This window comes from Nocardia glycosmidis (assembly GCF_052545115.1).
The window spans coordinates 162,990-187,774 of the sequence record NZ_JBQWRH010000010.1; the positions used below are offsets into that span (position 1 = coordinate 162,990).

General features: G+C 64.4%; 27 protein-coding genes. 6 read left to right on the plus strand and 21 right to left on the minus strand.

Going from position 1 to position 24,785, the window contains the following annotated elements:
• Positions 1–199: 199 nt before the first annotated feature.
• The gene (locus tag ACT86A_RS15010) at positions 200–1,903 is read left to right on the plus strand and encodes a metallophosphoesterase (protein WP_445092723.1); all 1,704 of its coding nucleotides are present in this window, start codon (positions 200–202) and stop codon (positions 1,901–1,903) included.
• Here ACT86A_RS15010 and ACT86A_RS15015 read toward each other — a convergent pair.
• The 7 genes from ACT86A_RS15015 to ACT86A_RS15045 all read right to left on the minus strand — a co-directional run bounded on the left by ACT86A_RS15015 (position 1,879) and on the right by ACT86A_RS15045 (position 10,498).
• Positions 1,879–2,244 carry a TfoX/Sxy family protein gene (locus tag ACT86A_RS15015; protein WP_445092724.1) on the minus strand — a complete coding sequence of 122 codons (366 nt, stop codon included), beginning with the start codon at positions 2,242–2,244 and terminating at the stop codon, positions 1,879–1,881. The genes ACT86A_RS15010 and ACT86A_RS15015 overlap by 25 nt on opposite strands.
• A gap of 257 nt (positions 2,245–2,501) precedes the next feature.
• Entirely contained in the window at positions 2,502–3,269 is a 768-nt protein-coding gene (locus ACT86A_RS15020; RefSeq protein ID WP_445092725.1) for a sirohydrochlorin chelatase, read from the minus strand.
• Entirely contained in the window at positions 3,266–4,504 is a 1,239-nt protein-coding gene (locus ACT86A_RS15025) for a uroporphyrinogen-III synthase (protein WP_445092726.1), read from the minus strand. Before ACT86A_RS15025 ends, ACT86A_RS15020 begins: the two co-directional genes overlap by 4 nt.
• A complete protein-coding gene (nirD, locus tag ACT86A_RS15030) occupies positions 4,501–4,911 on the minus strand; it encodes a nitrite reductase small subunit NirD (RefSeq protein WP_445092727.1) in 411 nt (136 codons plus the stop codon). Before nirD ends, ACT86A_RS15025 begins: the two co-directional genes overlap by 4 nt.
• 64 nt (positions 4,912–4,975) lie before the next feature.
• A complete protein-coding gene (nirB, locus tag ACT86A_RS15035; RefSeq protein WP_445092728.1) occupies positions 4,976–7,501 on the minus strand; it encodes a nitrite reductase large subunit NirB in 2,526 nt (841 codons plus the stop codon).
• Positions 7,502–7,530: 29 nt separating this feature from the next.
• Complete coding sequence (locus ACT86A_RS15040) at positions 7,531–9,084, minus strand: nitrate/nitrite transporter (RefSeq protein WP_445092800.1); 1,554 nt, start codon at positions 9,082–9,084, stop codon at positions 7,531–7,533.
• Positions 9,085–9,358: 274 nt separating this feature from the next.
• Entirely contained in the window at positions 9,359–10,498 is a 1,140-nt protein-coding gene (locus ACT86A_RS15045) for an MFS transporter (protein ID WP_445092801.1), read from the minus strand.
• Positions 10,499–10,668: 170 nt separating this feature from the next.
• On the opposite strand from ACT86A_RS15045, the gene ACT86A_RS15050 reads away from it, so the two are divergent.
• Positions 10,669–11,352, plus strand: a complete 684-nt coding sequence (locus tag ACT86A_RS15050; RefSeq protein WP_445092729.1) for a FadR/GntR family transcriptional regulator — start codon at positions 10,669–10,671, stop codon at positions 11,350–11,352.
• Between the two features lie 200 nt (positions 11,353–11,552).
• The gene (locus tag ACT86A_RS15055; protein ID WP_445092730.1) at positions 11,553–13,034 is read left to right on the plus strand and encodes an MFS transporter; all 1,482 of its coding nucleotides are present in this window, start codon (positions 11,553–11,555) and stop codon (positions 13,032–13,034) included.
• A gap of 232 nt (positions 13,035–13,266) precedes the next feature.
• Here the strand turns inward: ACT86A_RS15055 and ACT86A_RS15060 are convergent, their stop codons facing one another.
• The 11 genes from ACT86A_RS15060 to ACT86A_RS15110 all read right to left on the minus strand — a co-directional run bounded on the left by ACT86A_RS15060 (position 13,267) and on the right by ACT86A_RS15110 (position 20,807).
• On the minus strand, positions 13,267–13,680 hold the full coding sequence (locus ACT86A_RS15060; protein WP_445092731.1) for a RelB antitoxin-like protein: 414 nt from the start codon (positions 13,678–13,680) through the stop codon (positions 13,267–13,269).
• 214 nt (positions 13,681–13,894) lie between these two features.
• On the minus strand, positions 13,895–14,668 hold the full coding sequence (locus tag ACT86A_RS15065) for an ESX secretion-associated protein EspG (RefSeq protein ID WP_445092732.1): 774 nt from the start codon (positions 14,666–14,668) through the stop codon (positions 13,895–13,897).
• Between the two features lie 11 nt (positions 14,669–14,679).
• Entirely contained in the window at positions 14,680–16,005 is a 1,326-nt protein-coding gene (locus ACT86A_RS15070; RefSeq protein ID WP_445092733.1) for a hypothetical protein, read from the minus strand.
• Between the two features lie 251 nt (positions 16,006–16,256).
• Complete coding sequence (locus tag ACT86A_RS15075) at positions 16,257–16,754, minus strand: hypothetical protein (protein WP_445092734.1); 498 nt, start codon at positions 16,752–16,754, stop codon at positions 16,257–16,259.
• Entirely contained in the window at positions 16,751–17,527 is a 777-nt protein-coding gene (locus ACT86A_RS15080) for a hypothetical protein (protein ID WP_445092735.1), read from the minus strand. Before ACT86A_RS15080 ends, ACT86A_RS15075 begins: the two co-directional genes overlap by 4 nt.
• Entirely contained in the window at positions 17,524–17,850 is a 327-nt protein-coding gene (locus ACT86A_RS15085; protein ID WP_445092736.1) for a hypothetical protein, read from the minus strand. Before ACT86A_RS15085 ends, ACT86A_RS15080 begins: the two co-directional genes overlap by 4 nt.
• Positions 17,850–18,593 carry a hypothetical protein gene (locus ACT86A_RS15090; protein ID WP_445092737.1) on the minus strand — a complete coding sequence of 248 codons (744 nt, stop codon included), beginning with the start codon at positions 18,591–18,593 and terminating at the stop codon, positions 17,850–17,852. The genes ACT86A_RS15085 and ACT86A_RS15090 overlap by 1 nt, the downstream gene beginning before the upstream one ends.
• Before the next feature lie 97 nt (positions 18,594–18,690).
• A complete protein-coding gene (locus ACT86A_RS15095) occupies positions 18,691–19,074 on the minus strand; it encodes a hypothetical protein (protein ID WP_445092738.1) in 384 nt (127 codons plus the stop codon).
• Between the two features lie 14 nt (positions 19,075–19,088).
• Complete coding sequence (locus ACT86A_RS15100; protein ID WP_445092739.1) at positions 19,089–19,613, minus strand: DUF3558 domain-containing protein; 525 nt, start codon at positions 19,611–19,613, stop codon at positions 19,089–19,091.
• A gap of 112 nt (positions 19,614–19,725) precedes the next feature.
• Positions 19,726–19,935, minus strand: a complete 210-nt coding sequence (locus tag ACT86A_RS15105; protein WP_445092740.1) for a DUF397 domain-containing protein — start codon at positions 19,933–19,935, stop codon at positions 19,726–19,728.
• A complete protein-coding gene (locus ACT86A_RS15110; protein ID WP_445092741.1) occupies positions 19,932–20,807 on the minus strand; it encodes a helix-turn-helix domain-containing protein in 876 nt (291 codons plus the stop codon). The genes ACT86A_RS15105 and ACT86A_RS15110 overlap by 4 nt, the downstream gene beginning before the upstream one ends.
• Positions 20,808–21,059: 252 nt before the next feature.
• On the opposite strand from ACT86A_RS15110, the gene ACT86A_RS15115 reads away from it, so the two are divergent.
• The 3 genes from ACT86A_RS15115 (at position 21,060) to ACT86A_RS15125 (ending at position 22,934) form a co-directional block, all read left to right on the plus strand.
• Positions 21,060–21,380 carry a hypothetical protein gene (locus ACT86A_RS15115; protein ID WP_445092742.1) on the plus strand — a complete coding sequence of 107 codons (321 nt, stop codon included), beginning with the start codon at positions 21,060–21,062 and terminating at the stop codon, positions 21,378–21,380.
• A gap of 368 nt (positions 21,381–21,748) precedes the next feature.
• Positions 21,749–22,018 carry a hypothetical protein gene (locus ACT86A_RS15120; protein WP_445092743.1) on the plus strand — a complete coding sequence of 90 codons (270 nt, stop codon included), beginning with the start codon at positions 21,749–21,751 and terminating at the stop codon, positions 22,016–22,018.
• A 274-nt stretch (positions 22,019–22,292) separates the two neighbouring features.
• Entirely contained in the window at positions 22,293–22,934 is a 642-nt protein-coding gene (locus tag ACT86A_RS15125; RefSeq protein WP_445092744.1) for a hypothetical protein, read from the plus strand.
• A gap of 72 nt (positions 22,935–23,006) precedes the next feature.
• Here the strand turns inward: ACT86A_RS15125 and ACT86A_RS15130 are convergent, their stop codons facing one another.
• The 3 genes from ACT86A_RS15130 to ACT86A_RS15140 all read right to left on the minus strand — a co-directional run bounded on the left by ACT86A_RS15130 (position 23,007) and on the right by ACT86A_RS15140 (position 24,784).
• Complete coding sequence (locus ACT86A_RS15130; protein ID WP_445092745.1) at positions 23,007–23,468, minus strand: hypothetical protein; 462 nt, start codon at positions 23,466–23,468, stop codon at positions 23,007–23,009.
• Between the two features lie 120 nt (positions 23,469–23,588).
• Positions 23,589–24,455 (minus strand): hypothetical protein, encoded by an 867-nt coding sequence (locus ACT86A_RS15135; protein ID WP_445092746.1) that lies wholly within the window; start codon positions 24,453–24,455, stop codon positions 23,589–23,591.
• A gap of 14 nt (positions 24,456–24,469) precedes the next feature.
• Positions 24,470–24,784 carry a type VII secretion target gene (locus ACT86A_RS15140; protein WP_445092747.1) on the minus strand — a complete coding sequence of 105 codons (315 nt, stop codon included), beginning with the start codon at positions 24,782–24,784 and terminating at the stop codon, positions 24,470–24,472.
• Position 24,785 lies beyond the last annotated feature (1 nt).

The window sequence follows — 24,785 nt, forward strand, 5'->3', positions numbered from 1 at the left end:
CGAAATCAACCGCACTGCGATCAACGGCATCGAGATCAACGGCATATGGCAGCGGAATTTCGCGCGAAGCGCCCATTTCTCACGAATGCCATATATCAGGCATCGGCCTGGCATCGAATCCAATTGTTCGCGTAGTGTTTTCGCGCACGGTGCGAATGTCGAGTTGTTCAGGTCGCCATGCACGTACAGCATCGGCGATATGCCGTCCACACCGCTGAATCCAGCAGGCGATATTCCGGACACCGGAATCCCGGGCCGTCTCGCCGCCGACATGACAATGCCCGAGCAGTACGAATGGCATCGCGCCTACCTGCGCCGCCATCCGGTGTCACGGCGCAACATCCTGCGGGGCACCGCGGCAGCCGCGGCCGCGGCGGCGGTCGGCGCCGCACCGTTCGGCAGTCGCGCATACGCCGAGGAGGCTCGGCTCGCGGTCGGCGGCCGACGAGTGGCATTCGGACCGGACGCGGCGAGCCAACTGCGTTTCGCGGCACAGCTGTCACGGCGACCGGCGGGCGCCACGGTGTATCTCGACCACGGACCCACCCCGGCGCTCGGCGCGACGGTCGAGGCCGAGGTGCGCAATCTGCTCACCCAGGTGCCGACGGCCGACGGCGGAGTCCTGGCGGCCGAGCAGTACTACGTCCACGCACCGGTGGATGGCCTTCCGGCCCGCGTGCCGCACTTCTACCGCTGGCGTACCTCGGACGGTTTCGTGGGCGATCTTCGTGCCGCCGCACCCGCGATGCCCACTGGGCGGGCCGCGATTCTGCCGTTCCGCTTCACCATGATGGGCGACCAGGGCACCGACGAGACACCCGCGCTGCCGGACGGCGTCGCACCCGGCGACTACGACGACAGGTACTACAAGGCCGATAACGATCCAGCCGCACCGCACGCGGGCAACGTGCTGCGCCAGATAGCCGCGGCCCGACCGGATTTCCACATCCTCGCGGGCGACATCGCCTACGCCGACCCGTCCGGCGCGGGCAAGCCCGGGCAGTTCGTCGCGCACGATGGCCAGCTGTCGAACGGATTCGACAAGTACAACCCGTACGTGTGGGATGTCTACTTCAACGCCATCGAAGCCAGCGCCGCCCAGACCCCCTGGATGTTCGCTACCGGCAACCACGATATGGAAGCGACCTACGGCGACCACGGCTACGGCGGACATCTGGCGCGGCTCGACTTCCCCGGCAACGGTCCGGCGGGCTGCCCATCGGCGTACTCGTTCACCTACGGCAACGCCGCAGTACTCTCGCTGGACGCGAACGACGTGTCCTACGAGATCCGCGCCAATACCGGCTATTCCGGCGGGGCGCAGACGAGTTGGGTGGAGCGCACGCTGGCCGCCTACCGCGCCGACCCCGATATCGACTTCATCGTCTGCTTCTTCCACCACTGCGCGTATTCGACCACCGAGGCGCACGCCAGCGACGGCGGCGTGCGCGACGCCTGGGCCGGATTGTTCGACCGCTATCAGGTGGATCTGGTGCTGCAGGGCCACAACCACGTGTACGAGCGCACCGACCCGATCCGCGCCGGGAACGCGACGAAGGTCGCGGGTGACAATTCGATTGTCTACCCGGAGACCGACGGAACCGTCTACTACACCGTGGGCGGCGGCGGACGTCCCCGCTACGACTTCCAGCCGGGTTCGCGAGAGTCCTTCCGCGGCAATGAAATACCCGATACCACCGGGCCGAACAGCTATGTCTGGACACCCGGCGGCAGCAAGCAGGACGAGCCCGCGCCGTGGTCGCGGGTCCGCTTCCGCAACTACTCGTTCCTGCGCGTCGACGTCCGCCCCGGCGTCTTCGCCAGCGAGATGGAGGTGGTCGCGGTCGACGAGTACGGCCGCGAATTCGACCGGGTGCTCTACCGTCGCCAAGTCCGGCCCTGAGTTCGGCTGCTTCTTCTTTTCGGTGGGAGGGTGCGGGCGTAGGCGAGGCCACGCTCCACCCATTCCCGAAGGATCTCGTCGTCCTCGGCGGCCACGGCGACATGCAGCCAGCCGACCATCTCGCGTCCGCCCATGACCATGGGTTCGACCCCGTCACCGACGAGCCGCTCGCCTTCGGCCGGATCGACCCGAACCAGCAGACCGCCCTGTCTGCTGGCCGCCACCGCCATATTCCCGCCGATCAGGAAGGCCAGGCCGCCGAACATCTTCCGCTCGGTGAGCTCCGGACCGGGTGCGATCAGTTCGCGGATCCGCTCGGCCAGCTCCTCGTCGTATGCCATGGCCGCATTGTCCGCCGGGGGTACGACAGGTTCGCGGCGTGCGCTGTGCTCCGGCCTGTGGCATGACGCGATTCCTTGGTGGAACTCGCGGTCATCGGCGGCCCCGCAGCTGTCGACGGCCGCGATTCCTTGCTGGAGCTCGCGGTCACCGGCGGCCGCGCGGCTGTAGACGGCGCTCGGCGCGGGCGCGCCGGCATCCGGATGCGAGAGCCATGTGCGGGAGCGATCCCAGCACGGCGCGACCGGCTACTCGGCGTTCACCGGGCGCGCACCCGGGTCATTCCGTCGGCGGCGACGCGGTAACGGTCGGCGATGAGCCGGACCACAGCCGGGTGGACGCCGATGGGTTCGGCGACGCCGTCGGCGCCCGCATCGTGCAGGCGCTGCTGGAACAGCCCGTGCGCCAAGAGATACGAGGCGAGGAAAACCCGGCGAGCGCCCGCGGCGCGCAGTTCGGCGACCACCTCCGGGACGCGCGGCGCGCCGGTGGCGACGTAAGCGATCCGGACGCCGGTGCCGAGGTGTTCGGTCAGCAGCGCGGCCGCGCGCCGGACGTCCTGGCGGGCGCGAGCGTCCGAGGAGCCCGCGGCGGCGAAGATCACCGCGTCACCCGGGGTCCAGCCCGCGGCGCGCAGGCGCATCGTCATGATCCGCGCCAAGGCGGGATCGGGACCCATCGCGGGGGTGACCACCGTCGCGGGATGCGCGCTCTCGGCGACCTCGCGCGGTACGTCCTGATGGACGTGATAGCCCGAAGCCAAGAACGCCGGAACCACCACGGCGGGCAAGGTTTCCCCAGCCGACGTTTCCCCCGCCGACATCGCCAGATCACGCAGTACTTCCGACGGCGAGGGACCGAGCACGTCCACGAATGCCGTTCGCACCCAGGGGGTCGGCGCGGCACCGTGTCCCGCGGCACCGGCACCGAGTTCCTGAGACACCGCTTCGGCCAGCGCCGCGATCATCCGCACGCCTTTGGTGTTGCGGGTCCCGTGGGCTACCAGCACCAAGGCGGGCGCGCTCACCAACTCCCCGCAGCCTGGATGTACCGAGGTGCCCGGGTCGGCGTTCCGTTGCCGGGCACCTGCGGGCCTCCGGTCGCGCTGGGGCGTGGGTTGTCGGTGCATTCCGCCGGGTCCAGCGCGAGCCGGTACCCACGTTTGACCACGGTCTGGATCGCTTTCGGTGTGCCGAGACCGGCGCGCAGGCGGGCGATGGCGGTTTCCACCGCGTGCGTGTCGTCCCCGCCACCGGGCAGGGCGGCGAGCAAGTCCTCGCGGGAGACGACCCGGCCGGGTTGCCGAGCGAGCGAGCGCATCAGCGCCATCGGCGCGGGCGCCAGCTGACGCACCTGACCGTCGACCACCACGCACGCGCCGCGCACGCTGATGTGGTGGCCCGCGGCCTGAATCCGGTTGGCACGCCTGGGCAATTCCTCGGTGACGTGCCGAGCCAGCGCGCCCAGTCGCGCACGCCCGGGCATCGAGGTGCGCACCCCGAGCTCCTCCAGCGGGGCAGCCGTGATCGGCCCGACACAGGCGGGCAGCACCCGACCGCGCAGCGCGTCCAGCAGCCCTTCCAGCAGTCCGGTTTCCTTGGCACGCATCAGCATGGACGCGACCGCGGGCGCGCTGGTGAAGGTGACGCAGTCCAGCGCGGAGGTGACGATGCCCTCGATCAGGTGATCCATCGGGCCCTGGTCCTCCGGTGGCACCCAGCGGTATACCGGCACCGGCACGACATCGGCGCCCGCGCAACGCAGGACTTCGCAGAAATCGGGCACCGGCTCCCACTCGGTGGTGGCCCCGTGCAGCTGCACCGCGATCCGGACACCTTCCACGCCCTCCGCGAGCAGGTGGTCGAGCACCTCGGCGGATGACTCGGAGGCGGGTGACCATTCCTCGCGCAACTCGGCGGCGCGGATGGCGCCCTTGGCCTTCGGGCCGCGGGCGAGCACCCGGGTCGTGCCCAGCGTGTGGCGCAGATCCTCGGCCAGGCCCCAGCCTTCGGCCGCCTCCATCCACCCGCGAAAGCCGATGCCTGTGGTGGCCACGGTGATCTGCGGTGGATCGGCGACCAGCTGCCGGGTGACCCGTTCCAGCTCGGTGTCGTCGGCCAGCGGGATGATCCGGATGGCGGGCGCGGACACGATGCTCGCTCCGCGGCGTTCCAGCAGCGTGGTGAACTCCTCGGCGCGCCGGGCCGCCGTGATGCCGACCGTGAATCCGGCCAGGCCGGCGCCCGCGTCAGATGTTGTCATGGCGCCCATCCACCCGAGGAGTCGGGCACGGGGGCCACCGGCTCGCTGGAAATCGAAACGATGCCGTCGTCCACGCGCACGGCGTACACCGGCAGCGCCGCCGATTCGTCGTCCAGGCAGCGCCCGTCGATCAGCGAGAAACTCTGCTTCAGCAGCGGCGAGACGACGACGGGCACGCCGCCGCGATCGCCGACGATCCCGCGCGAGATGACCGCCGCACGGCCGATCGGATCGATATTGCCGACGGCATAAAGCATGCCGTTCGCCAGGAGGAACAAGGCGGCCTGTCGGCCGCCCTTCATCAACACCGCAGCGCCGCGGCCGGGAATCAGGTAGTCGAGACGGCACGCCCGCGTCCACCCGGTGGTGGTAGCTGCGGCGATGCCGGTGTTATCGATCACGGTCATCGGTGTCATCCTCCAAACGCCTTACCCATTAGTACCGACGTTCTGTTTCCATGCCGTTAAGCGATCATTTCCCCGGCGTGGCGACCGGCACCTCGGGCAGTCCCAGCAGAACGGGAACTTTCCGCTCACCGGATTCATCGAACGAGATCGTCGGATCGACCTCTTCCGGGGCGTTGACGAACGACACGAAGCGAGACAGCTTCTCTTCGTCTTCCAGCACGGCCGCCCACTCGTCGCGGTAGCCGGCGACATGCTGCGCCATCGCCGCCTCCAGATCGTCGGCGATGCCCAGGCTGTCCGCGCAGATCACCTGCGCGAGGTAATCGATGCCACCTTCCAGCGCCTCCTGCCACGACGCGGTGCGCTGCAAACGATCGGCGGTGCGGATGTAGAACATCAGGTACCGGTCGATGTACTTGATCAGCGTCTCGTCGTCGAGGTCGCCGGCCAGCAGCACCGCGTGCTTCGGGGTGAGGCCGCCGTTGCCGCCGACGTAGAGGTTCCACCCGTGCTCGGTGGCGATCACGCCGACGTCCTTGCCGCGCGCCTCGGCGCATTCGCGGGCGCAGCCGGAGACCGCCAGCTTCAGCTTGTGCGGCGAACGCAGGCCCCGGTAACGCTTCTCCAGCAGCACGGCCATACCAACCGAATCCTGCTGACCGTAGCGGCACCAGGTGGAACCGACGCAGCTCTTCACAGTGCGCAGCGACTTACCGTAGGCGTGACCGGATTCCATGCCCGCGTCGACCAGCCGCTGCCAGATCAGCGGCAGCTGTTCGACCCGTGCGCCGAACAGGTCGATGCGCTGCCCGCCGGTGACCTTCACATACAGACCGAACTCCTTGGCCACCTCGCCGATGGTGATCAACTGCTCGGCGGTGACCTCGCCGCCGGGCATCCGGGGCACCACCGAGTAGGTCCCGTTCTTCTGCAGGTTGGCCAGGAAGTGATCGTTGGTGTCCTGCAGCGCGGCCTGCTCACCGTCGAGGATGTGGTCGCTCGAGGTGGAGGCGAGGATGGAGGCGACGGTCGGTTTGCAGATGTCGCAGCCGGTGCCCTTACCGTGCTTGGCGATCAGGCCGGAGAAGGTGCGGATGCCGGTGACCTGGACGATCTGGAACAGCTCGGCGCGCGACTGCTCGAAGTGCTCGCACAGCGCCCGGGACATTTCCACGCCGGACTGCTCGAGCAGTTTCTTGATCATGGGAACGCAACCACCGCAGGAGGTTCCCGCGCTGGTGCAGGCCTTGATCGCGGGTACGTCGCAGGCGCCCTCCGCGATCGCCCCGCAGATCGCGCCCTTCGACACGTTGTTGCACGAGCAGATCTGCGCGTCGTCCGGCAAGGCGTCGGCGCCGAGTTCCGCGCCTGCGGGCGAGATCAGCGCGGCCGGTTCGGCGGGTAGCGGGCGGCCGACCAGTGGGCGCAGTGCCGAGTAGGCGGTGGCGTCGCCGACCAGGATGCCGCCGAGCAGGGTCTTCGCGTCGTCGGAGACGACCAGTTTGGCGTAGGTGCCCTTGGCCGCGTCGTGCAGCACCACCGACAGCGCGCCTTCGGTGCTGCCGTGCGCGTCACCGAAGCTGGCCACGTCGACGCCGAGCAGCTTCAGCTTGGTCGACATGTCCGCGCCCGGGAACTCACCCACGCCGCCGAGCAGCCGGTCGGCCACAATCTCGGCGGTGCTGTACCCCGGCGCGACCAGGCCGTAGCACACGCCTTCGACGGCGGCGCATTCGCCGATCGCCCAGATGGCCGGGTCCGAGGTCTGTAAGCCCAGGTCCGTGCTGATGCCGCCGCGCGGGCCCACCGCCAGGCCGGCGTCGCGGGCGATCTGGTCGCGCGGGCGTACACCGGCGGAGAACACGACCAGCCCGGCGTCGATCACCGTCTCGTCGGACAGCGTGACCCGCACTCCCCCGTCGGCCGCCGCGACCGAGGCGGTACCGACACCGGTGTGCACGTGCAGACCGAGGTCGGTGACCAGCCGCTCCAGGATGGCGCCGCCGCCCTCGTCGACCTGCGCGGGCATCAGCCGCGTGTTGTACTCGACCACGTGCGGGGTGAGCCCGAGCAAGCGCAGCGCGTTCGCGGCCTCCAGCCCGAGCAGTCCGCCGCCGACCACCACGCCCACCGCGCCGGGGCCGGCGGCTTCGGCGGCGGTGCGGATGCCGTCCAGGTCATCGATGGTCCGGTAGACGAAACACTCCGGGCGGTCGTGACCGGGCACCGGCGGCACGAACGGATAGGAGCCGGTGGCCAGCACGAGCGCGTCGTAGGCGAGCGTGTCACCGGCCGAGGTGGTCACTGTGCGGGCTTCCCGGTCGATCGATTCGGCGCGCTGGCCGAGCCGAAGTTCGACCAGGTCGTCACCGGCGTAATCGTTGCCCGGCAACGCGAGCGAACCGGCGTCCCAGCCGCCGACATAGGACGAGAGAGCGACCCGGTCGTAGGCCGGCAGCTGCTCCTCACTGAGGATGACCACCTGCCAGCGGCCTTCGGTGTCACGGGAGCGCAGCGCCTCGACGAACCGGTGCCCGACCATACCGTGGCCGACGACCACCGCGGTCTTACGAGCGACTGTGGCGTTCATCTGTTGGTCCTCCTGGACTGGATCGGATGTCAGGCGCGGGCCGACGAGCTGGTGGACTTGGACGGCGCGCTTGCGTGCGGACGGCCGGCTTCGACTTCGAGCACCAGCGTCTCGGCTTCGGTGACGACATCGGCTTCGGTCGCGACATCGGCATCGATTTCGGCGACGGCGCGGGTGACGGCGCGGGCTGTGGGGCGGCGCAGGAAGACCGCCCAGACCACCACCGCGCAAGCCACATAGAAGGCCATAAACACCCAGAACGCAGTGGTCGCGGACTTGGTCGAGGCGTAGGAGGAGCGCAGCACCAGGTTGATGGCCACACCGCCGAGCGCGCCGATCGCGCCGACGAAACCGATGAGCGCGCCGGAGGTGTTCTGCGACCACGCGGCCCGCGCGGCGGGGGTGGCGTCCAGGCTCCTGGACTTCGCGTCGAAAACCGACGGGATGATCTTGGTGACCGACCCGTTGCCGATACCGGACAGCACGAACAAGGCGATGAACCCGACGACCAGCGCGGTCATCACCGGACCGCTGGCCACGCCGTGGTTGCGGTCGGCCATCGTGCTCGCCACCGCGACCAGCACCGCGGCCCCCATCATGGCGCCGAACACGAACAGCGTGACCCGGCTGCCGCCGATGCGGTCGGCCAGCTTGCCGCCGTAGGGCCGGGCCAGCGAACCGAGCAGCGGCCCGAGGAACGCGATCTGCGCGGCGTGCAGCGTGGCCTGCGCGAGGCTGTCGCCACCGGCCTTGAAACCGATCTGCAGTACCTGGCCGAAGGCGAAGCTGTAGCCGATGAACGAGCCGAACGTGCCGATGTAGAGGAACGCGATCGCCCACGACTGCGGCACCTTCAGCGCCGTGCGCATGGAGGACAGGTCTGCTTTCTGACTGGGCAGGTTGTCCATGTACAGCGCGGCGCCGAGCCCGGCGAGCACAACGAACACCAGGTAGATCGCGCAGATCAGCGAGGCGTAGCTGTTGCCGAGGGCCGCGATGACCAGCAAGCCGATCAGCTGGATCACCGGAACGCCGATATTGCCGCCGCCCGCGTTCAGGCCCAGGGCCCAGCCCTTGAGCCGCTGCGGGTAGAAGGCGTTGATATTGGTCATCGAGGAGGCGAAGTTGCCGCCGCCGATGCCGGCGAACGCGGCGACCACCAGGAATGTCGTGTACGAGGTGCCCGGCTGATTGATGAAGTACAGCGTGAGCAGCGTCGGGATGAGCAGCAGGGCCGCGCTGAAGACGGTCCAGTTGCGCCCGCCGAACCGCGCGGTCGCGACAGTGTAGGGAATCCGCAGGAACGCGCCGACCAGTGTGGGCATCGCGACCAGGAAGAACTTGCCCGCGGGATCGATGCCGAACTTGTCGGTGGGCATGAACAGCACCATGACCGACCAGATCGACCAGATCGAGAATCCGACGTGCTCGGCGACGATCGACCAGATCAGGTTGCGCTTGGCGATGTCCTTGCCGCCTGCTTCCCAGGCAGCGACATCTTCGGCATCCCAATGCTCGATACGCGGCCTGCGGATCGTCGTCCGTGGCGCTTCCGAGCGGTTACGCGGCAGCGTGCTCAACAGGACCTCCCAAAGTCGGTTGGCCCCACGGTAGGAAATGGGTATTGCCGAAATGCTGCGCGAAATGACCGTCAAATCAACGGTTGCTCACGCTTCCCGATCACCCCGGGTGAGTTTCGGGTGAATGTTTCGCACAGGTGACACAGCGGTTTCCGCTCGTCACCGAATATCCGATCTCGAGTTCGGCGACTGTTGAGGTGTGGCACGCGCCATCCTCAGGCAGTTCACACGGCCACGCAACCCGAGCTGTGAGATTCGGGGACATCGGTGCGGACGCTCAGCTCCAAGTGTCTTCCAGCATGCGGGGTTTGCAGGCTTGCCAGGCGCCGATCAGCATCATGAGCACAGCCGCGGCGAGCAGGCCGAACGACGCCAGCCACCCGCCGGTCGCCGTGTGTAGCATGCCGAACAGCAGCGGCCCCAGACAACTCACCGTGTATCCGACACCTTGGGTGAAGCCGGACAGCGCCGCCGACCCGCCCGGCGTACGGGTGCGCAGGTTGATCAACGTCAGCCCCATCGGGAAGGTGCTCGGCCCGACGCCGAGCAGCACGACCCATAGCAGCGGCGCGGCCATCGGCGCGATCAACAGCCCGGCGAACGCGGCGAAGAACGCCAGCGCGCAGCCGACCACAACCGGGAACGGATTACGAAACCGCGCGACCACGGCAGGGGCGATGAGCGCGGCAACCAGGCCCACCACGGCGAACAGCGCCACCATCGCGCCACCGAACCCAGCGCTCGCACCCGCGTCGCGCAGGATCTTCGGCAGCCACGCGAAGATCGCATAGGTGGTCAGCGAGGTCATACCGAACATCCCCGCCATGCCCCAAGCGATCGGTGAACGCCACACACGTCCGCCGCGCGGCGCCTGCGCGGGCGCGGCCATCGGGCCGGTGTCGGCACGTCCCCGCAGCACACCGAGCCACGGCACGGCCGCCGCGAAGCCGAGCAGGCTCCATACCCCGAGCGAGACGCGCCATCCGTGTGCCTCGGCGACCGGCACCGCGGTGAGGGCCGGCACGATCGTGCCGAGCTGCACCATGACGATGTACAGCGAGCTCAGCGCGGCGACGTGATCCGGGAAATACCGCTTCACCAGCGGCGGGATCACCACGTTGCCGATGCCCATCCCCGCGAGCGCGAGGGCGGAGAAGCTGAGCAGCCCCACCGTGCCCGACATGAACACCCGGATCAGCATGCCCGCGCCGGTCATCAGCATGGCGGTCAGCGCGGTGCGCTCCAGTCCGAGCCGGGCGGCCAGGATCGGGGAGAGCAGTCCGGACAGCGCGAACATCGCGGTGGGGACCATGCCCATGACACCGATAGTGGCAGTGCCATAACCGATTTCGGCGCCGATCTGCTCGGCGAGGGGGCTGAACGCGGTGACCGCGACCCGCAGGCTGAGCGCGGACATCAGGATCGCCACCAGCACCAGCAGGCGGCCCTCGGTCGACCCCCGTCGAGGACGCTCGATCAGGACAGGACCCTGGCGAGGGGCAATTTCCGGGAGGGCAGTCACCGAGAAATCATAGGATGACAGGATGATGAGCGGCAATGATTTGTGAGCAGCGGTACTCTGTCGACGTGCAACCCGTCCGCCGCACCAGCCTCATCGCCCAGGTAACCGAGCAGCTGCGTGCCGAAATTCGTTCCGGCCGTTGGCCGATCGGCTCGCGTATTCCCACCGAGCCGGAACTCACCGAACTCACCGGCACCGGCCGCAACACCGTGCGCGAGGCCGTCCAAGCCCTCGTGCACGCGGGCATGCTGGAACGTCGCCAAGGCTCGGGCACGTATGTGATCGCGGCTTCCGACCTCGGCGGCACGCTGGGAAAGTATTTCGCCGACGCCGCGGACCGCGACGTGCTGGAGCTGCGCCTCGCGCTGGACACCACCGCCGCCGCGCTGGCGGCCCGCCGCCGCGACGACACCGACATCGCGAACCTGCTGCGCCTGCTCGCCGAACGCAACAAAGAAGGCCGCAACAAAGAAGACAACGACGACCAGGCCGCGATCGAGGCGGACGTGCGGCTGCACCGCGCGATCGTCGTCGCGAGCCACAACGCGGTGTACCTCGAGTTCTACGACTCGCTGCTGCCCATCATCGAACAGGTCATCCGCACGCAAAGCGCGAAGTTCGACGACTCCCGCCCCGAGGAGCACACGGCCTTGGTGCACGCGGTGATCGACGGCGACGCCGAACGGGCCGCGTCGGCGACCCGGTGCTTGCTCAATTCCCTCATCGCCGAATATCCGGACGCGCGATAAACACAAGGCCTACCAGGTAACCAACTGGTCACCATCGGAATCCGGCTCCGGTGAGCCGGAATTGCCGGGAACGTCATCGAAGGCCACCGCGACGCAACAACCGCCTCCTACCTTTATCTCGACCACAGCTAGGCACTCGATACCGCCGGCGGCGACAACGCCGTGATGAGGGCCGGTCGAGCCGAATCGAGAGGAAGCCGATGACCGCCGTAGCAGCCACCGGCCAGCAGTCGCAGCCAACGACTTTCGAATACCGCAAACGCGGACGCTGGATCGACCACTGGGATCCGGACAACGCGAGATTCTGGGAATCCGGCGGCGCGAAGACCGCGCGCAAGAATCTGATCTTCTCGGTGTTCGCCGAGAATCTCGGCTTCAGCGTCTGGGTCATCTGGGGCACCGTGGTCACCAGCATGGGCGCCGCGGGCTTCGACTTCCTCGCCGGCCTCGGCAAAGGCAATCCCACCGCGGTGAGCAACGCATTGTTGCTGACCTCCACCCCCACGCTGGTCGGCGCGGCGCTGCGCATTCCATATACCTTCGCCGTCCCCAAATTCGGCGGCCGGGCGTTCACCGCGTTCAGCGCGGCTATGCTCCTGCTCCCAACGCTCGGCCTGGCGTACTTCGTCAACCAACCCGGCACGCCCATGTGGGTCTTCCTGCTGCTGGCGGCGCTGGCCGGTGTCGGCGGCGGCAACTTCTCCTCGTCGATGGCGAACATCTCGTTCTTCTTCCCGGAAGGGAAAAAGGGTGCGGCACTCGGCATCAACGCCGCGGGCGGCAACCTCGGCGTCGCGCAGACCCAGCTCATCCTGCCGCTGCTGATCACCCTCGGCACCCACATCATGGCGAAGGATCCCGGCGGCTACCGGTTCGGCATCACCCTGTCGGTGCTGGTCTGGATACCGTTCATCCTGGTCGCCACGTTCGGCGCGCTGCGGTACATGGACAGCATCGGCACCGCGAAATCCGACGGCAAGTCCTACAAGCTGGCGCTCACCAGTCGGCACACCTGGGTGATGTCGTTTCTGTACATCGGCACCTTCGGCTCGTTCATCGGGTTTTCCTTCGCCTTCCCCACCCTGATCAAGGCCAACTTCCCGGACCTGGCCAAGATCGGCTGGATCACCACCCTCGGTAATCTCGCCTTCCTCGGTGCGCTGGTCGGCTCGTTCAGCCGTCCGTTCGGCGGCTGGGTCTCCGACAAGGTCGGCGGCGCCAAGATCACCGCGTTCGTGTTCGGCGGCATGTCGGTCGCGGTCGCGCTCATCATGGTCGCGCTGGAGCTGAAGAGTTTCCCGCTGTACCTGACCGCGTTCCTGCTGCTGTTCGTACTCACCGGCATCGGCAACGGCTCCACCTACCGGATGATCCCGATGATCTTCAGCGCGCAGGCCAAGAAGTACGCGGCCGAATACGGACTCGACCACACCGAGTCGCTGGCCTCGGCCAAGCGTCAGGCGGGCGCCGCCATCGGCGTGATCGGCGCGATCGGCGCCTCCGGCGGCTACCTGCTCCAGCAGGCGCTGCGCCTGTCCAACATCAACTTCGGCACCATGGCCCCGGCTTTCTGGGCCTACGCCGCGGCATTCCTGGTCATGGCGGGCGTCACCTGGTGGTTCTATCTGCGGTCCTCGTTCGCCGTCCAGCGTGCCCCGTCGCTGGCGTACGCGAACGTATAACCGCCGCAGCGTGTCCCGCGGTCCGGACCCCGCGGGACGCGAGCGGAGGGCCGCCGTTCCCTTCCGGCGAGTCCAGCCCCACCGCACGGGACAGAACGCCCGCCCGGGTGAACTCCTTTGTCCGGTAACGGGTCCTGGCCCGCACTGGGACGACGGGCGTTCGGTTTCGTCGTGCGCCGGACAGCCAGGTAAAACTGCTCATGCCGCTTCCGCGTCACTTCCGGCCATGCCATCAGGCCGCCCCGAGCAACCAGGCGCGCAGTTGCGCGTCGTCACTCAGCCCGATCAACTGCACCAGTCCCCAGTTCTCCCGGTGGCTCGGCGCGGTGCGCAACCGGCTCTGCCAGTCGTCGGCGTACGCACGGAGCGCGAGAATCACCTCGTCCACCGCGTCATCGAAGGTTGAGCCGTCAGCCGCGATGGGAAGTCCGCGCAGGAGTACAGACCAGCCGCCGTTCTCTGCCACCACCTCGGCATTGGCGGCATACAGCCTGGTCAGGGCATTCCGCAAGCGTTCGGCATCGACGACCGCGACACAATCGGCATCCCGCCGAACAGTGGCGACTCGGCCTTGTCCCGCGGCATCCAGCAGGTCCTTCAGATGTGCACGGGCCTCGGTATAGCTCGCGTAATGCACAGCGGACATCACATAACCTCCATTCGCTCCATCCACTACCGCGAGCACCTGCCAGTACGTCGCGTACGTGCATGCGCTCACTGGTGGACCGACCCGCGACACAAGAGACCGCCGAATCGAATCTGGACTCCGGTGGGTCGAGGAGTCGACGACCGGATCGTTCTTCGGGGGCAAGTTCGGCACGGGCATCGGACACCAGCCATACGCCCCCCGTACATGATGGTCAATAGGGCAGGTGGACGCCGTCGCGCACTTCGGTAACTGTCCGGGTGATCATCTGCTGCAAGGTCGCGGCGACGCGTTCGTTGGTGGTGGGTTTGATGGTCAGCGTGTCGGTGCCGAAGGTGACGTAGCGCCCGTCATCTGCGACGTCGTTGAGTTGGAAGTCCTTGCAGCCCTGAGTATGTCGGTTGTCGACGCTGCCCATGGCGTAGACGCCGACGTGACCGATCAAGGTCATCGCGCGGGTGAAGAACCGCTCGAACTCCTCCCGCGGTGTCGGCCGCCACGCGTCGCGGACCGGCGGCCGTGGCCGTTTCAGCTCCTCAGCGGAGACCTGTAGTTGCCTGCTGCGCCCCGCACCGCGGCCGGGGAACACATCGACCACCGCGCGCGCCACTGCATTCGCGGGCAACAACGTCAGGACGACATCACCGCCTTGTTCCTGGTCCGGGCCCGGCTCCTGCACCGCGACCGCCCCGTGCTGGTAATGCACTCCGGCATGCGCACGCAGCCTGCGGTCGCGCCGGGCGCCGACGAATGCGGCCAGCTCCACTCGGGCCTCCGGCGCCAGTAGCACCTCGACCGCACGCAGCAGAGCGTCATCGATGCGCGGGTGCAGCGACCGCGCCGCATCCTGCCGCAACCGCAGACTCTCCGACCGGAACTCCGTCGTGTACTGGTGCCGCAACGGGTAGGGCAACACGTCCCGTCCGGTGGACTCCCACAGAGTCCGGAATTCGAGCGCGGTGAACCGCCAGTTTCGCACGTCAGCCATGGGAAATGTGCTCACGGCGCCGGGCTGTCACCGATAACCGGCGGTACCGTCCGGGGCAGGTCATCGAGCCCGGTGAGCTCATTACCGTGTTCCTGGGTGATCAGGTAGTCCGGAATACCCTTGCTGGATTCATCATCGGATTTGCCGCCGCGCGCACCGGGCGCCATCCCGCCTGGCATGCCGGCCATTCCTGGGCGGCCGGACGGGTTTCCCGATCGTGCGACAGCCGGGACGGCTCCGGGACTATTTTGCGTGCCCGACATCGAACGTCCCGGGGGCGGCGCCGGCACACCCGGCGTGCCGGGACCAGTTGGGCTACTGGGACTTCCTGGGCTTCCCGGCGTGCTGGGATTCGGGCTCGCCGGGGTCCCCGGAGCGGTGGTCGAGGCCGGTGTGGTCGAGGCTGGTGTGGTCGAAGCCGGTGTCGTCGACTCCGGATCAGGGCGCCTCGACTGCGGGGTTCCAGCCGGGTTATCCGTGGATTGTGGGCTCGCAGGAGTAGCCGAGTCATCGATCGAGTTGGCATCGGGAGGGTTCGAGCCGGGAGATGGCGTGCCCGAAGGGTTTCCGGTGCCGATGTTCGTACTGCGCGGGGCGGGACCACCCGGGTTGGTGTCGCCCGGATTCGCGACCGGCGCCGGACGGGGTATCACGGGCACATTGGTGTCGGACTCCAACACCACCGGGGCATACACGGTGCGCAGCACGCGCAACGCCTCGGTCTTCGCGTTGTACTCGGCGACATCGTCATTGCGCCAATCACGTCCGGCAAGGACAGAGCGGAGGTTGTCGAATCCACTGCGATGTTCCGGTGCGTGCGGGACGAGTTGTTTGGTCGGCTCCAAACCGGTCAGCAATTCGGCCAGCTTGTTACTGGTCAGCCTGGCCGCGTTCGAGACCTGCGCGCCCTGTGTGGCGTAATCGCTCACCGCGCCTGCCGCCGAGTCGCGTGCCGCACCCCGCCACACGCTCGCGTCGGTTCCGCGAGCCATCTCCTTGGTGAAATCATCGAGCGAAGCCTTGGCACGATCGGCGATGTTGTTCCAACTGGCGATCAGGTCGCTGACTGCGTTCAGGTCGACGTGGTCGACTTTACTGCGCAGTGTGGCAACGTCATACTTTTCGAATTCATCCGAATCGAGCACTTCCCTGGGCCGGAATCGGCCTTGGAAGCCGATATCGGCAGCCCGGCTGCGCACACCGTCGCGCTGGCGGTTGTAGGTGTCCTGCACACTGTATGGATCGACTTCCGGCCGCAACTCTTCACCGGCAATCCAATCGGTGACGTTACGGAGCACGATCGAGCCAAGTCCGTCCGGCAAGCCCCCGAAACCCATCAGCTCACCCGTCCGATGACATCCGACGCACGCACGAAACCCACCAGCAGCAACATGATTCGACGGCTCATCCCCACCCTCTCGACCCGCGGACCCAGGGTTGCGGCCCACAGTAGCAGACGATCAGCAGCACGCACCCGCCCACGCTTCAGGATCAGCACAACTGGACAACCTGCCGGAGGGTCCCAGCCGAGGTAGCTGTCGTTGGAGGCAATCGTTTTTCAACCACGCGGAGAGCCACGCCCAGGCGCTCATCCAGTGACAACGGTCCAGAGTTGCAGCTCGGCCTCACGAGATGGCGTGCCGTTCCACGGGTGGTCCTGGAAATCTCCGTCCCGCAGCTTCGCTTCCTCCCTAAAATTGACATCTTTGTCGGCGATATTGAGGACAGCAGTGCGCGCGCCCAGTTCCGAACGCTTCAGTGCATCAGCGATCTCGGTGGCGATCGGACGCAACGAGTCGGGATCCTCCGAGCCAGGTACGCACAGCTCGAGAGTGACGACGTCAAGGTTGGGACCTCTGTTGGAGGCGACTACCAACCCGCTGATCACCTTGACCCCCGCTGGTAATTCCAGGTGCGCCACGAATGGTCCGAGGGGATCGGAGAGCGGCCCCGACGGATAGCATTGGCGTGTTGATGCCGACGTCGGCACCGATGTCGGTTCGCCGGTGTGCGTACCGCATCCGGCCAGCGCGACGAGGGCGGCGACCGCCACCAATGATTCAGCCATGGTCCGCTGCCGCGTCATGAGAGCTCGACCGCCTTCCATTCCTTGGGGTTATTGTAGGCTCCGGGGAGCGCATCCGGCCATTTATTCCCCGGTAGGCCCCACGGGTTGTCAGCGACATCTGCGAAATCGTTGGCGACGATCATCTGTGTCTGAACCTGACTCGCCGCCGCACCGATCAGCTTTGCGGCAACAGCAAATGCGTCATTTACTGCGCGAACCATTCCGGGGGCGCCATCGTAAATCAGGACTACGGAAGCAACCTCCTCGATCGCGGCCGCCAAGGCCGTCAAGTATGTCGAAATCTGATCGACAATATTTCTGTACAAATCGAGACCCGACTTGGCTAGATCGATGAGACTTGTACTAACTCTCCGCGACATTTCGTGCACGCTAGTCATAGCTTTTTCTTGACTTGCCTTAGAGTTTGCGAACCGCTCCTTGGCACCGCCCTCCCAGTAACCGTTTAAGCTGTAAAGCGGGTTATCTTCTTCGTTGAAGCCGGTACGCACCGAGGCGGCAACGGCCTGCCACTGGGCGGCATAATCAACAAAAGTAAACGGTGCACCTATCCCTTCCAGGACCTCCTCCAGTTTATCGAGAAGATCCTTCAACTTCTCCTGAGCGTCGTCCCTTAATCCGGTCGCGTACGCCCAGGCAGCGGGATAAACCCATTTCAGCCGATTGACCGTGTCGTTGATCTTATCCGGCATTTTCTTCCACTCATCGAATTGATTGCGGAATTCGTCTACAGCCTTATCTAGATCTTCCTTTGTGACTACAGGTGGTGTCATAAGCTGAAATCCATATTTCCGGTGATAGCCTGGGTCTGCTGGGCCTGCTTCAGATCTTGCTGCTCGTAAGCATTTGCTGCGGTATGCAATGCGCCGCCCATTCTGTCAGCCTGCTCGGCGCCTTCGATCAGGCGCGCTTGAATGTAGTTCGCCGTGTTTATGTAGCGATCCCATGGGAGCTGAAATATTCCCGCTTGCAGTCGCGAGAACTTCAGCCCGTCAATGCGCCTGCTGCCATTGAGGAGTTCATTGCGAACAGTGTCGGACCACGCTTTGGCCGCACCCCTCAGATGATCTGCTTGTACGGTTAGATCTTCAGCCATCAGGCATCCCTTCGCAGTCGGCAGATGTGTTCTACAAGACGCTCCATCAGCTGGTCATCGGACTCTTGTTCGAGGTAGGGATCGCTGACCAGGACTGGTTTCATCGCGCGAATCTGCTTCGCGCAACCAACGATGTCTTGGGCGATAGCGAACTCCTCGACGGAGGCCGCCCAATTTCCATCGATGCCAATCGAGCGCAGCCCCGAGCGATCGGCCTTCACGGTCAGCGCCGGTTCGTCGAATTCCGTCAATCCCGGGCCGTGGGCAACATATGTCGCTCGTCCGATCAACCTGTCCAACGTTTCCTTGTACTCGAAATGGCTACGAGTCTGCAATAAGGTTGGGACAATCGAACGCATGGACGGAAATGTTGGTGTGCCAACCCTTCCCGACTCCATCATTCGAATTGCTCTTTCATATACTGCATAACGATATGCGGACAGGATTGAAGCGCCATATTCCGCTGGATCGTACGAACGCTTCCATGTGCGACTCAATTTGACACTATTCGGCAGCCCTCCGTCATCTATTTCGACGTGAACAAACGATGACTTCGAAGGCGGGGTAAAGGCGATCTCGTCCCGCGCCACGGGCTCCCGAGGTGGCGTGTTCGAGTCTTGAGCAGGCACGGTTATGAAGTCACTGCCGTCGGCATTTGCAAAAATATCGTATTCGGAAGCGCCATGATCAGGTTCATCCCAATAGTCCGGATCATCCCACGGTGGCGGAGTGTATGCTGTCACTTATCCTCTTTCACAGTTTGTAGCGTTCGACGGTCACAGCCAGTAATCCTGCCAGTCGCGCAAGCGACCACTGGATGCGCACTGAAAGTGCTACTCATCAGCCCGGCTGTTCGGTGGCGTTCGCGATCTGGGCGGCGTTCTCGATGTCTTGGCCTGTGATGCGCTTGAAGGAGATCGCCATTACCTCGCGCATGTTCTTCACGGTCTCGATCTGTTCGAGAATGACCTGGTCGATCGAATTGGCTTCGCCAGTAGCTTGCTTGACGAACTTCTTTTCGAGATCATGTGCCATATTGAAATCACCGAAACCCGAAACGTTCTGGGTTCTACGGGCCGCGAGGAGCAGTTCTTCCAGGTCAAGGATGTGCTGGTCACACGCCTTCGCACAGTGGTATGCGGCGTTCTCGTCATCGAAGTACAGCGCCCCCGCTCGAGCTTGGCCGACAAGCCGACTCCAGAATGATGCGTTTCCCTCACTCATATACCCCTCCCCGATCAGCGCGGTAACACAGGAACAATCGACTCACCAACGCGGTACAACACGGCGCATGGGTCCTGGAGATCGTCCTGGCCAGGCCTGTTCAAAATGGCCAACTGCACAGCCCCTTGAGACGCCGGAAATACGACATCACAACCAAGGTTCTTCGACGCCCCTTCGACCCTGAACTGCCGACCTTGACGGCCCGCGACCGTCACATCGGCGAAATCGACGTTTCCAGGCTTGCGCTCGAATTCCGACACTGTGCGACCAGTTGAGTACACCGTGACGAAGTACTTGGGTGCTCTCCAGCCGCAGATCTCCCAGCCGGACTGATGCACTCCGGCGATACCGGACTCCTCGGTTGCCGGATCGGCCCCGGCCTTCAGCACCACGTCGTCAGGAATCCCCGTGCACGGGTCGAATAGGGCCTTCACAGTGGTTGTGCTTGTGGTGGTAGCCCCATGCGTTGTGTCTTCACACGCAACGACACCTAAGGCGAGCAGCGAAGTAAGAAGCCCCAATGTGATTCGATGACCCATCCCCACCCTCTCGACCCGTCACGGCTCAGGTTGCGCCAACAGTAGCAGACGAAGGCCTCGGACCGTGGTGCAGAGGATGGGGCCGCCGCCCGCTGGTTATGCGGTCGATTGGTCACGCAAGCCGGGCGAATTCGCCCTCCTTCAGACCAGCAGCGAATGCATCCCACGCGCGAGGCGTGAAGACCAGCGCCGGACCCACGGCGTTCTTCGAATCACGGACACCGACGTGACCAGCCTCTAGCCACGCGACTTCGACACACGCATCCGCCTCGCCACTGCGGGCAGACTTGAACCACTTCGCTCCGGATAGGTCGATGATCATTGTTCCTGTCTCCTTGCGATGTTCCTGAGCAGGTCTCTCGATGGTCGTTCTTCCAGGGCCGCACCACTGATAGCTGCATGAATTTCCCAAAAACGATTTACGTCATCGCCATCCTCGAAAATCATCGTTCCTATCGCTCCTTCCGTATAGACGACGGATGGCTCGTTATGCGGGAATTCGATGATGATGTACGGCGGTATCGCCAGCCCACCTGGAAAACCAGCAGTGAACGGAACAACTCGGATAGAGACGTTGTCCCGCGTACCCATGTCGGCAAGATGACGATATTGCGAAGACATGACTCGGCCGGAGCCCACCACGGTACGCAGCACCGACTCATGCAAAAGGAATTCGGCTTGAATCGGCTTATGCCTTCGGGTGAGGATTGCTGATCGTTGTATTCTCCGTTCTACGAGCTGATCAGCTTCGTCCCCGGTACCCGTCGAGGCGGCCGCTCCCACACTGCGGGCGTAGTCAGGAGTTTGCAACAGACCAGGTATGACAAGTGATTGAAAGAAGTGCAGTTCGGTTGCCGCAGATTCCAATTGGAGATATGTATTGAATCCCGGTCGGATCAGGCTCTGGAAGTCTTCCCACCAGACCCTCGCGCTGGACTGCGTTACAAGAAGTTTCAGATATTCGATTCGATCCTCCGGTAGCCCGTAGAACTGACAGATGTAATCCACATCCCGAACCTTGACCTTCTCGTTCTGGCCGAGTTCGAGCCGACTCAGTGTCGATCGGCTGAACTCCAGGGCTTCGGCCACCCGTTCGAGCGTGTAGCCGCGAGCCTGGCGCGCGTCGCGCAGCGCTCGGCCCAGCTGGCGATGCTGCAGCGTCGTCCCGCTGAGGTCTGACTTGGTACCCACCATTCCGCTGTTCCTCCCCTGCTTCCCACGTTGTGACCGTGTTTTCCCACGGCGAGAGTCCTCGTGCACCGAACTCAGGAAGCTTTCAGGGCATACGCGCCGATTGCCGCGCACCGGCCGTTTCGAGCCTCGCTCCGCGAGTACGCACCGCAGCATAAGCGCATGCCCGAACAACACGGAAGACCAATCGAGACTGTGACGAATTCCCCGCTGGCAGAAAGGACTGCGGCAACCAGCCGGGACCAACCGAAGGCCGTGGGATTCTTGCGGGGCGAGGTGTCGCAGGGCAATGCACCCCGGCACGCGATCGCCATCGAACGACATGCTCGCTCGCTGGGCTATGAGTACGTCTACACCCTGCGGACCCCACGCGATAGCGCCGATCCAGTCGGGTTCGCGCTTGGTGTCGCCGCCGGGCTCGGTGTCGCGGCGATCGTGGCCTACGACCTGGCACATGTCGACGATCGGCCCGCCCGGGTGTGCGAGGGCTTCGACCTGGAAACCGTGTGTCCGCCGAGCACGTGGGCGCGAGTCGCCGCGCCGGCTGCGGCCGTCGAAGACGGGACGGGGCGATGAATCCGGCTGCCCTGCTCACCCCAGGTGGGGTGTGTGGACATGCGGACGTGGCTCTCGCGCATCACCAGATGCAGGCGCATCGCGGTTGTCGCGTCCACCAGTGCGCATGGAAAGCGGCCGCGTACCGCACGCTGGTGGTGGCGGGTCGGCTGACGCCGCAGACGCTCAGTCCACGCGAGCGCGCCGCCGCGCGCGGCATACGGTTTCCGCCCCACGAGGCATGCGGTGTCGCCGGCGCGCGCCCGGCCGTACGCACAGTGCAGGAAGTGCTGGCGCGGCTGTCGGAGCCGGCGACACCACCGAAACCCTTTCGGGAGTGAAGGTTGCATCGGACCACTGTCGACGATACCCACGCTGGATGGCGGTTGGTGGGACATCGCATCGAGATCGTCTTCCTGTGCGACGATCGCGAGTCCACACCCGCCTACCGGCTGCGCAATAACGGCGAAGTGGTGCCGATTCCCTTGGAGCAGTGCGGATTCATCGCTTTCGATGAGCAATCGCTGCCGGATCTGACACTCGTGCGGGAGTGGTTTCCGCGCCACTTCCAACTGTGGGACGCCGTCCGCAGACACTACTGGCAGGTACTGCTGCCGTCCGCCGCCCGACACGTGGAATTCGGTAGCGACGCACAGTAGCCCCTCTGGCGTGCGCCACTCGCGCCGTCACATTTCTCGACGTCCGCATTCGGTATGCATATCACCCTGAGCGACCGTCATCCGCGGACGCAGCCCGGGCCGCAGCTGGGGCACGGACAGTTCAGGGGGCGCCACCTGACCGATGGCATGGGCAGCGTCAACGAGGCACGGCGGGCGGATCACCGGGCTTATGCAGGACCCCCACGAATTCGTGCGGATCGAAACAATCGACATCGAACAATCGACGAGGACAATGCGCAAGCGGCGAAACACAATGCGACACAATCCGAAACCGACACAGCGACGACCATCGGCGCCCACCATCCGATACCCACCGAATGCCACGATCGACGCACTCCTGGCCACGATGATGGCCGAATTCAGCACCGAATCGACCAACCCCGGCCTCGACACCCTTCACTTCTGGGTGTTTGCCGGGGGCAACACTCGAACTACCCAGCAGACAGCCCACACTGCGATCGTCCTCGATCCCGACGCAGAACGCTCCCCCATTCTCGACGCGGCGGAATTGCTCATCCGCAGATTCATGGTCCGTTTGTGGGGATTCGGGCTGGCCTACCGGACGATCGGCGAAATGTTCACCGGTCCAGGAGCCGTCCCGCCGGACGCGATACGCGCCGCCCGAGCAAGCCGGCTCCACGAGCGCGCCGGAGCCGACGAAATGTGCGCGGCAACAATTTTCGATGCTCGCGGATTGAGCTACACCGCTCTGACATACACCCACCTACCCGAACTCGGACCGACGCCGACCTGGACGAACGACACCAGCGCCAACACCACCGCCTGGATCGAACTGTTCGATCAACGCGCCGTCGCGGCACACGCCTGGGCAGCCGCGATAACCCTCGACCCGGACCGCAACCACGCCGCCATAGCCCGCCTACGCACACCATGAAAGCCGTAGACCGAGCTGGCAGCGACAGGTGGTCAGCCTCAGCGACCGTTTTTACCCAGGATAATCAATGATTCAAGACCCGAGTTCACGGGTCAAATCGATCAGGAATTGCGCTGCACTACGGACTTGCGGTTCGGAAATTTTTAATTTTCGTTCACCGCTTCCGGAATTGATCAAAGCCGTGTTGACGGTGAGTGTGCCCTGCCAACCGTTGACCTTGGTAGCGATACGAACCGCATCGCCGGTTTGATTCAGCCACACCTTTTCCTCGTACCCGTTTTGCGGAATATAGCTCGGGTCGCCTTTAAGTAGGGGAGGATCCGTCTCACTCGGCAACATGGCTCGAAGCCGTGTTTGCCCCACCCCTACCAAGGACGCCTGCCTTATGGTACATGTAGCCCCCTTGGCTATTGGCCCTTCTGGTTTATCGGACCCGTATTCGATACCCACATCAGCTATTCCAAGGTCATTTGCAAAGAAACTCAGTGTTCTATTACATTGATCGCGGATGGTATGGCTAGAATCTTTTGGCACAGAACTACTGCTTATTCCGCACCCGGGTATGAGCGTGACGGCTATAAGCCCTACCGTCGCGCCGACCAAGCGTCCAAGGGCCCTACTCAATCGCCACTCCTCATCTCAGTGAACACCGGATTACTGCGTCCGCCTATCCGTATTTACCGACCACCTATTTGTGCCATCGGTGACGGTCGCGTCATCAAATCCGGCGGATTCGTTGACATTCATTGGCGGCCACTTATTGTCCGGAAGACCATCAATATCCGAGCTGGACTGTGCTATCCGGTTTCCATTGATAATGCTGTTCTGGGCCGACGAGGCTATGCTTCCAACCGCTAGAGCGATTGCATTGTATGCATTGCCAATAGATGCTGCAATTTCCCCCGTCTGGGCCGCCGCAAGAGGGCCGGAAGCGACAATACCATATAACTCGCCGAGACTAGTAAGAAACGATAGAATCGCTTCGACTATCTCACGGTAAAGCTCCAGTGTCTTTACAGCAACATCCTCGAGTGCCGCCGCTATTGTTTCACAGGACGCCGGGATCGCCTGTTGCGTGCACGGCCTCTCCTGCCGCGCTCGACAATTTTCATACGATTCGGCAGCGATGCCGGACCAATGGGCTTTGAGCGAGGTCTCACTGATCTGAGTTCCAGCATTAGTGACCGCACTTCCAATATCGCGCCACGTATTGGCGTAGTCGATAAATGTAATTGGAATTGCAATGCCTTTTATTAGCTCAGTTAATTTGGTACCAGCATCTTTGATACTTCGCTGTACTTTGTCCCGCTCTTCCCACAGCCTGTCAACGATCTCCTCAGCGCCGAGCCCACCCCCAATACCAAAGAAACCCCAACCGGAAATGCGAACAGCCTTAACGATATCCCCAAAGGCGTCGTTGACCTTATCGGGATGCCCTTCTAATTCCTTCGCCTTGGTTTTTATATCCTCGATACTAGCCTTCAGATCTATGCGTTTCTGGGGATACTTGTCTTCGCTCATGCTTCGGCGCTACCTCAGTAAAGATTACGGATCTCGTGCTCGCGCCGCTCGTCCTCGGCTTGATATGTGTCCGCGACCTGGCGGAGAGTTCTAGCAATCTCGCTGAAGACTTCTATTCCCTCCTTCATTCGATCGTGCACGAAATCAGGAGCGGATTTATAGCTGTCGTAGGCAAGTGCGAATACACCCGCCTCAAGCTTTTCGAATTTTGCTTTCTCAGTGTGCTTTCGTGCCTCTTCCAAGGCGGCCGATGCTTCATCCCAGTTAGTTGCAGCGCCGCGTACTTGATCTACCGCAACCGAGATAGCGTCGTTGGACGGTCCGGCCATA